The 8,871-nt window shown below is 65.6% G+C and carries 8 protein-coding genes; 7 read left to right on the forward strand and 1 reads right to left on the reverse strand.

The features are described 5' to 3' along the window. Positions 1-81: 81 nt before the first annotated feature. Positions 82-960: an alpha/beta hydrolase family esterase gene (locus ACFYOW_RS44435; RefSeq protein ID WP_387297293.1), complete on the forward strand. Its 879-nt coding sequence runs from the start codon at positions 82-84 to the stop codon at positions 958-960. Between the two features lie 284 nt (positions 961-1,244). On the opposite strand, the gene ACFYOW_RS44440 is transcribed toward ACFYOW_RS44435, so the two are convergent. Next, positions 1,245-2,021: an NAD(P)H-dependent oxidoreductase gene (locus ACFYOW_RS44440; RefSeq protein WP_387297295.1), complete on the reverse strand. Its 777-nt coding sequence runs from the start codon at positions 2,019-2,021 to the stop codon at positions 1,245-1,247. A gap of 140 nt (positions 2,022-2,161) precedes the next feature. Here ACFYOW_RS44440 and ACFYOW_RS44445 point away from each other — a divergent pair, with 140 nt between their 5' ends. From ACFYOW_RS44445 to ACFYOW_RS44470, 6 genes are all read left to right on the forward strand, one after another. Further along, positions 2,162-3,013 carry a helix-turn-helix transcriptional regulator gene (locus tag ACFYOW_RS44445; protein ID WP_387297297.1) on the forward strand — a complete coding sequence of 284 codons (852 nt, stop codon included), beginning with the start codon at positions 2,162-2,164 and terminating at the stop codon, positions 3,011-3,013. Between the two features lie 57 nt (positions 3,014-3,070). Further along, positions 3,071-3,919: a tryptophan 2,3-dioxygenase gene (locus ACFYOW_RS44450; RefSeq protein ID WP_387297299.1), complete on the forward strand. Its 849-nt coding sequence runs from the start codon at positions 3,071-3,073 to the stop codon at positions 3,917-3,919. Between the two features lie 108 nt (positions 3,920-4,027). Beyond that, on the forward strand, positions 4,028-4,894 hold the full coding sequence (locus ACFYOW_RS44455) for a PaaX family transcriptional regulator C-terminal domain-containing protein (protein WP_387297301.1): 867 nt from the start codon (positions 4,028-4,030) through the stop codon (positions 4,892-4,894). 533 nt (positions 4,895-5,427) lie between these two features. Beyond that, the gene (gene gndA / locus ACFYOW_RS44460; protein ID WP_387297303.1) at positions 5,428-6,873 is read left to right on the forward strand and encodes an NADP-dependent phosphogluconate dehydrogenase; all 1,446 of its coding nucleotides are present in this window, start codon (positions 5,428-5,430) and stop codon (positions 6,871-6,873) included. A 76-nt stretch (positions 6,874-6,949) separates the two neighbouring features. After that, positions 6,950-8,335 (forward strand): hypothetical protein, encoded by a 1,386-nt coding sequence (locus tag ACFYOW_RS44465; protein WP_387297305.1) that lies wholly within the window; start codon positions 6,950-6,952, stop codon positions 8,333-8,335. Between the two features lie 17 nt (positions 8,336-8,352). Beyond that, on the forward strand, positions 8,353-8,763 hold the full coding sequence (locus ACFYOW_RS44470; RefSeq protein WP_387297307.1) for a YbaB/EbfC family nucleoid-associated protein: 411 nt from the start codon (positions 8,353-8,355) through the stop codon (positions 8,761-8,763). Positions 8,764-8,871: the final 108 nt, after the last annotated feature.

Raw genomic sequence — 8,871 nt, forward strand, 5'->3', positions numbered from 1 at the left:
AGCGGCATCCATCGAACTGAATACGGCTCCGGGACAAACTTCTCACCTGGCCGAGGTGAGGGCGGTGGTATACCTCGGCTGGTGAGCGATGAGTTGGTGACCGGTGAGTTGGCCGTTGACGGGCTTGCACGCAGCTTCGCCGTGCGTCCGCCGCGTGAACGGAATGCGCCGCTGGTGTTGGTGCTGCACGGCAATCACTCGGATAGTGCGCGGAAGTACACCAGGCCGATCATGTACGACTGGACCAGTTTTGCCGCCCATGCCGACGAATGGGGCATCGCCGTCGCGTATCCAGACGGTCACGGTGGCTGCTGGGCCGATGGGCGCGGTGTCACAGCGGCCGACGAGGCCGGGGTGGACGACGTGTCGTTTCTGCACGCGGTAATCGATTGGTGCGCCGACCAGTTCGGCACCGCACCGGATCGGACACTTGTCGCCGGGATATCCAACGGCGCATTCATGTCTCACCGATTCGCATTGGAAGCCGCCGATCGAGTCCCGGTATTCGCTGCGGTCGCCGGCGGCTTCCCGGCGGCATTGCTGGATATGCGGCCCACCCATGCGGTATCGGCAATGCTCATCAATGGTGACGCCGACCCGATTCAACCGATCACCGGCGGCCACTCGCGCCGCCACGGAGTGAACGGCGAACCTCGCGGCCGCACACTGGGATTGATCGAAACCGCTCGTCACTGGCAGGCACTCGATCGCTGCTGGCACGACGGTGGCACGATCACGACCGAGCACTCGGGCCGACACACGATGACCGGCGGCGTCGGCGGGACACAGGTCACGGCATGGACAGTATTCGCCGGCGGCCACACCTGGCCGGGCACACCCGTCCCCGCCGAATGGGCCGACTCCCCCGGCGCGGCCGTAACCACCGAATTCGATGCCGCAGAACAGATCTACCACTTCGCCCACCCCCTCCTGATCCCAGCAGCCGGCCGCAAGCTCTGAACCCATGCGGCCAGCACGCTCCCCGTCGGCCCATAGACCGCTACGGAACGGCGCCCGAGCCGTCACTCCCGCGACCCCGCGCCTGCAACTGCGTGACCACCTGACGAGAATGCGCTGGTGGAGGGGCACTCTCGACATTTGCCGCCACCGATACATGGTGATCGGTTGTCCAGCCCTGGGTCAGGAGATTGCATCGCGTCGTGTCATGCGACACCGCGCAACGGCACCGCGCACGTTTTCGCTTCGATTACGTGCGCGGCGTGAACTCAGCATTGCCCCTCGGATCAGGCACGAACGTGCAGTCCGAATCCCGTGCGGCCCTTGGGTTCCAGACCTTCGCGCAGGCGCAGGGCGGGCATTTCGTAGTCGCCGCCGTTCTGGGTGCGGAAGGCGATCGGATCGGTCTGTTCGATCGACAGTAGGCGCTGCTCCCACGCCTTGGCGGTGTCGCTGAAGTCCTCAGGCGAGAAGCGATCCACGCCGTAGGTCACGAACGGCGGCAGGACGTCCATGCCGGGGTAGTAGAGGATGCCGTGCTGGATCGGGAAGAGCAGGTCATCTATGGGGCCGTTGATACCGCGGTCGGTGTAATGCGGTTCGCGGCCTCCGATCGTCACCGACAGCATGGCCCGCTTGCCCGCGAGAGTGCCCTCGCCGTAGCGGTCGCCATAGCGGGTGTCGCTGTGTTCGCCTACGCCATAGGCGAAGTGGAATGTGAAGACCCGGTCGAACCAACCCTTGAGAATTGCGGGCATCGAGTACCACCACAGTGGGAATTGGAAGATCACGGTATCGGCCCAGCGCAGTTTCTCCTGCTCCGCCACGATATCGGCGGTGAGCGTTCCGGTGTCGTACGCGCGGCCGGATTCCGCGGCGACCCGCAGTGGGCCGCTCGTCCCGCCGAAATCGTCGGCGTCGACCGTCGACTTCCATCGCATCGGGTACAGGTCGCTGACCTGTACCTCGTGCCCGGCTTCGCGCAGAGTGGTCACCGCGATGTCCTTCAGTGCGCCGTTGAGCGAGCGCGTTTCGGGGTGGGCGTGGACGATGAGTGTCCGCATTTGCTGCTCCTTCGGATCGGATGTGTTCGATCTTCGCCACTCGAATCGGCTGCTGTTCAGGGACGCTTCTTCCATCGGACGGCACTTCCTGGTATTGACAGGACCACCCTCCCCCGCGAAGCCGTGGCAATACTGGAGGGATGGACGAGCTCAGCGACTTCCTGCGCACGCGGCGGTCCCGGGTGGATCCCGGATCCGTCGGCATCCCTACCGATTCGCGCCGTCGAGTGGCCGGATTGCGTCGCGAGGAGGTCGCGCATCTGTCCGGGGTGAGCGTCGACTACTACGTGCGTTTGGAGCAGGGGCGAGCTCGGCAGCCGTCCGCACAGGTCCTCGATGCACTGGCTCGCGTGCTCGGCCTCGACGAGGTGGAGTGCGAGCACCTGCACCGGCTGGCCCGCCGCCCACAGCGTCCGGCGAAGTCGGCACCGAATGTCCGCATCCGCCCGGAGTTGCGGCGGGTGCTGGATCTGATCCCCGATGCGCCCGCCCTCATCCTCGATCATCGTCTCGACGTGGTCGCGGGCAACCGTCTCGCGGAACTGCTGTACGGACACAGCCCGATGAAGGGTTTGAATATCGCCCGGCAAATCTTCTTGCACGAAGACGGCCGCTCGCTCTACGCCGAATGGGATCTGTGTACCCGCGATACCGTCGGCCACCTGCGCCTGGCTGCGGGCAAGTATCCGGACGATCCCAAACTGTCGGCCCTGATCGGCGAACTCGCCGTGCACAGCGATCGCTTCCGCAAGCTGTGGGCCCGCGCCGATGTCCGCTCCCGCACCCACGGCCGCAAATCCTTCGTCCATCCCCTGGTCGGCACCCTGGACCTACACCAGGAAAACTTCGCCCTACCCGAGGAAACCGGCACCGAACTCGTCGTCCTGTCCGCCGAACCCCGCACCGAATCCCATGACAACCTGCGCCTGCTGGCCAGCCTCGGTGCCACGGATGCCGGAGCTATGCCCGACCGCCATATGACACAACCCTAACGAGCGTCATATTCGTGTAATACGGTGAATCGGGGGCCATAGGAGAACGAGCCGCTGATGACCATCCGACGCGACGCACTCGAACGCGACATCGTCACCGATTTCAGCTCTCGCATGAGCTATGGCGCGTACCTGGACCTCGACACCTTGCTGAGCGCGCAGCATCCGCTCAGCCGACCCGAGCAACACGATGAGCTGCTGTTCATCATTCAGCACCAGACCACCGAGCTGTGGCTGAAGCTGGTATTGCACGAATTGCGCGCCGCGCGTGCGGCTTTCGATGCAGACGACATCGGCGTCGCACTCAAATGCATTGCGCGGGTGAAACATATCCAGAAGACACTCACCGAACAATGGTCTGTGCTCGCGACGCTGACACCCTCCGAATACGCGCAGTTCCGCGATTTTCTCGGGAACTCGTCCGGATTCCAGTCCTACCAGTACCGTGCGATCGAGTTCATTCTCGGCAACAAGAACGCGGCCGTACTTCGGGTGTTCGAATCCGAGCCCGAGGCACACGAAACGCTGGCCACGCTCTTGCCGGAACCGACCCTGTACGACGCATTCTGGCGTCATCTCGCCCGCACCGGACTGGAGGTGCCGCGCTCGACGCTGGAACGCGATGTCAGCGAGGCCCACACGCTCGACCCCGAATTGCTCGCCCTGGTGCAGTCGATTTACGAAGCGCCGGAAGAACATTGGTCGATGTACGAGACGTTCGAGGAGCTGGTGGACCTGGAGGAGAATTTCCAGTTGTGGCGGTTCCGTCATCTGCGCACGGTGCTGCGCGTCATCGGAAGACGTAGCGGGACAGGCGGATCCAGCGGGGCCGGATTTCTACAACGCGCACTCGAGCACAGCTACTTCCCGGAGCTGTTCGCCGTCCGCACCTGGACGGGACACTGAGCGAATCGGCGGATATCCCGAACGAGCCGAGTCGAATCGCCACTCGACACCCGACCTCGACCTCGACCTCGACCTCGACCTCGACCTCGAAGGGATACCCGACACGCGATGACCAATGCCCAACAGCCGCTCGCAGCCGCAGTGCTCGACGACTTCGATGCACGGCCGGGCAGCGCGACCTCGCTCACCCGCACAGTGCTCGGCGCTTATATCCGCGACCTCGGAGGCTGGATCGCGGTGGCCGATTTCACCGAACTACTTGCCGTGCTCGGCATTCCGGCACCGAGCACGCGCACCGCGATCACACGCCTGAAGAGCAAAGGCGTGCTGTACGCCGAAACCCGCAGCAGGCGTGCGGGTTACGCACTGACCGATGCCGCCCTGGCCATGTTCGCCCGCGGCGACCCACGGATCTTCGGGTTCCGCCAGATGGCCTCGGGCGATGCCTGGCGGCTGCTGTCCTACGCCATCCCGGAGTCCGAACGCGCCGCGCGCCACCAGCTTCGGCGACGACTGTCCGCGAACGGCTGCGGCACCGTCTCGGCGGGGCTGTGGATCTGTCCGGAGTACCTCGCGGCCGAGGCAGCCGCCATCGTCACGGCCCTGGATCTCGACGGCTATGTGACCTCGTTCCGCGCGACCGACCCCACCGTGCCCGGCACCCTGCGCGAGGCCGCCGCGCAATGGTGGAATCTCGACGATCTCGCGGCCAGACACCGAACCTTCTACGGAAATCACTGCGGAATCCTCGACCTGGACGACACCAGCGACCGAAATGCCTTCGCACACTTCACGCTGATGCTCGACGAGTGGCGGATCATTCCCTACATAGATCCGGGATTGCCCGACGAAATGCTGCCCCACAATTGGCCGGGACCAGCCGCCGTGCAACTGTTCGCCGAGGCTCGACGACGGTATTTGGAACCGAGTCGCCGGTGGGCGCGAGCATCGATCGACCAGACGGGAATCCGGTGACGAGAGTCTTCCGGCCACTGCAAACCTGTCACACCGATACCAGACCACCCCATCGGCCGCTTGGAACAGATCGCCACCCCCGCGCAGCCGGAATCACGCAGAGCAGATCTGACAGCACACGCAAAGCACAGTGGATATGGCGGCCGGAACTCTAGGCTGGAGACCTTTGCACATCACACCATGGTGCGGATCCTGCACACCCAGTTGCCAGGTGCATCACCGACGGTCGCGCCGGGATCAGGTCGCGGATGAAACTGCGTCGCGAGCAATGCCCGATGCCGTAGGGCCGCGTCTTGGGGAACGGAGGCATCAGGCTGATCCCCTACGGCGCGATCCCCTACGGCGCCGACGGCGGCACCCGCCAGAGCGATCCAACCTGGGTCCATGACAGGCAAGTATGGCCGTTTGCTCGGAATCAGCCGAGTCCTCAGATCTGGATCTCGAGGCGCTGACGCGAACACCGGAAAAGGCGAAACGGGGCTTGGACTAGGCTTCCACCGAAGGTGACGACACCGAACGGAGAGGGCTGATATATGGCGTCCGCAACAGCATCCGCACAGATCGGGGTTACCGGCCTGGCGGTCATGGGTAGCAATATCGCCCGGAACTTCGCCAAGCACGGCTACACGGTGGCACTGCACAACCGCAGCATCGCCAAGACCGACGCACTGCTCGCCGAACACGGCGGCGACGGCAACTTCGTGCGCACCGAAACGATCGAGGAGTTCGTCGCCGCGCTGGAGAAGCCGCGCCGGGTGCTGATCATGGTCAAGGCGGGCGATCCGACCGACGCCGTCATCGAGGAGCTCGCCGCGGCGATGGAGCCCGGCGACATCATCATCGACGGCGGCAACGCGCTCTACACCGACACCATCCGCCGCGAGGCAGCCATGAAGGCACGCGGGCTGAACTTCGTCGGCGCGGGCATCTCCGGTGGTGAGGAGGGCGCGCTCAACGGTCCGGCGATCATGCCGGGTGGCCCCAAGGAGTCCTACGAATCCCTCGGCCCGCTGCTGGAATCGATTGCCGCGCAGGTGGACGGCACACCGTGCTGCACGCATATCGGCCCCGACGGCTCCGGACACTTCGTCAAGATGGTGCACAACGGCATCGAATACGCCGATATGCAGCTGATCGGTGAGGCCTACCACCTGTTCCGCGACGCGCTTGGCTTCGACGCCAAGCAGATCGCCGATGTTTTCACGCAGTGGAACTCCGGCGAACTCGAGAGCTACCTGGTCGAGATCACCGCAGAGGTGCTGAACCAGGTCGACGCCAAGACGGGGCAGCCGCTGGTCGATGTCATCGTCGACGCGGCCGAGCAGAAGGGCACCGGTCGCTGGACCGTGAAGTCCGCACTCGATCTGGGCATCCCGGTCACCGGCATCGCCGAGGCGGTCTTCGCGCGGGCGCTGTCGGGCTCGCGTGCGCAGCGCAAGGCCGCGGTCGGTCTCGCCGCGGGCAAGCTCGGCGAAAAGCCTACCGATGTCGCGCAATTCACCGAGGACATCCGGCAGGCGCTCTACGCGTCGAAGATCGTCGCGTATGCTCAGGGCTTCGATCAGATCGCGGCGGGCAGTGCCGAATACAATTGGGACTTGCGTCCCGGCGACATGGCCACCATCTGGCGCGGCGGCTGCATCATCCGGGCCCGCTTCCTGAACCGGATCAAAGAGGCCTACGACCAGAACCCGGAACTGCCCAGCCTGATCCTCGCGCCGTATTTCCGTGAGGCGATCGAGACGGCCATCGACAGCTGGCGCCGCGTGGTCGCGACGGCCACCCTGCTCGGCATCCCGGTGCCCGCGTTCGCCTCCTCGCTCTCCTACTACGACGCCCTGCGCGCCGAACGCCTGCCCGCCGCCCTCACCCAGGGGCAGCGCGACTTCTTCGGCGCGCACACCTACGAGCGGATCGATGCGCCGGGCAAGTACCACACGCTGTGGAGCGGCGATCGCAGCGAGGTTTCGGCCGACTGAATCGAGCGCCGTCCCAGCTATGGGAAGACCCCAAAATTAGGGGCCGGATGTACCGCGCTCGCATGAGGAGGACTGTTTGGCGGACGAACCACGCGAACCAGCCGCCGAGCAGCGGCTCGCCGATGCGCTGAAAGCGCTCGGACCAACCGGCTGGCAGCAGGCGGACGCGGTGTTCGCGGTCACGGTGGCGGGGGAAGTCGGGCAGCTCGCGTACTCCGTCGGCGATCAGGTGGTTCCGCTATCACCCCCGGAGTCGGTCCTCGCGCTGGTCCGGGAACTGCGCACGCTCGCGGCTCGATCCAATGGCGGACCGTGGTGGCGCATGCTGGTTGTACTGGCCGAGTCCGGCGAGATAGATATCGATTACGACTATGGCGAGCAGCCGTTCCCGCCCGGGCAGCTGTTCGCTCCGGAGGCGTATCGCGCCGACCTCGAGGCGTATCCGCGTGCCCAGGTCCCGGTGTGGATGGGCGCTTACATCGGCCACGGCGACCGCCAACGTCGCACACCGCAACAGGCAGCTTCCCAGGCCCGCGCAAATCGATCCGGCCAGGTATGGGCGACGCTGGCGGAATACGAATTTCCCCCGTTCCCGCAGATGTGGGCGCGCTGGGCGACGATCGCCGCGGCCTTCGTCGCCGCTCGGTCGGAGCACGGTCCGCGGATGGAGCCGTGGACGGGAGTGTTCGAGGGGGCGGCATTGCACGGGTCGACGCTGCACGCGCTCCCGGCTGGGCGGGCCGTGCTCTCGGGCGGAGTGTGGAATGCCCCGACGCTGGACGCGGTCTACAACGGCGGCGAGCCGATGCCGGATCTCTATGCGGGCGCACCGGATTGGGTCGCCGATCCGGTGCTCGACCCGCGCGCCGCATCTGGTCTGCTGTCGTTCTGCTACTGGTGGGAGGCCGGGCGCTGGTACCGCGGGGCCTCGCCGTCGGCGGAGGAGTGCGCCGTGGCGGTCCCCGGGGTGTGGACCAGGGAAACGGCGCTGGGGATCGTCGCCGACCTGCTCGGCACAGAGCCGAATCCTGGTGCACGCGAAGCGATTCCCGCACTGCTGGTGGCGGCTGAGGGCGGTAGGGTCACGCGTCGAGAGTTGGTCGCGGTGTTCGGCGAGGACCGCCGGTTCGACATCGACGGTGCGCTCTATCAGTACTCGCTGGCCGGATTGGCGCCGCCAACGCCGGAGCCGATGCCCGCCGCGGAGGCGATCTCCCGGGTGCGCGATTACATCACCGGGCGCGTACTGGACACCACGGGATATCCGCTCGAACAGTTGGCCGCCGAACGATTCAGCGTCGGCTGGATGGTGCATGTGCCCGTATCCGCCGGGATGGTCGCGACCGATCGGGCGATCTTCTATCTCGGCGACGACGGTCTGTTCGAGCAGTCGTCGACGTCCATCGATCCGCCGGTCTACATCGCCGACTTCGAACGCCGATACGCCGAACGCCACGGCTGAGATCCGAAGAGGAAGTCATGGACCGTTGGGAACGAGAAGGGTTGCGCTCGGCCAATTTCGGGATACGCAATCAGGTCGAGAACATTCTCGGCGTACTCACCGAGCAGCAGGCCCACCGGGCCGAGGTCCAGCGGAAGTTGGATACCGCACGGTGCACCATACCTTCGGCGGATGGCCTGGTGGAGGTCACCGTCGACAACTCCGGTGTCCTCATCGACGTGCGGTTCACTGCGGATGCCGCGCATAGTACCGCCGAACAGTTGGGCCGGTCGGTCACCGAGGCCGGGCGCGAGGCGGCTCGTCGTGTGCGGGAGCAGGCGACACAGATCCTGGCCCCGGTTGCCGCAGCCATCCACGACCTGCCCGACCTGCCCGATCTGGTGCTCGGGGCCCCGAGCCTGCGCGAGCCGGAGCGGCGCGACGAGTAGCCCCGCACCTATTCCCGACAATGAGAAGTCATGGTGCGGCCGCAGTAAGATTTTTCGCCAGGCAATCACCTGCTCGGTTCGCTGGTGAGGGTTGAAGGGTGACCGGGT

It is taken from the genome of Nocardia sp. NPDC006982, assembly GCF_042869435.1.
Classification (GTDB): Bacteria; Actinomycetota; Actinomycetes; order Mycobacteriales; family Mycobacteriaceae; genus Nocardia.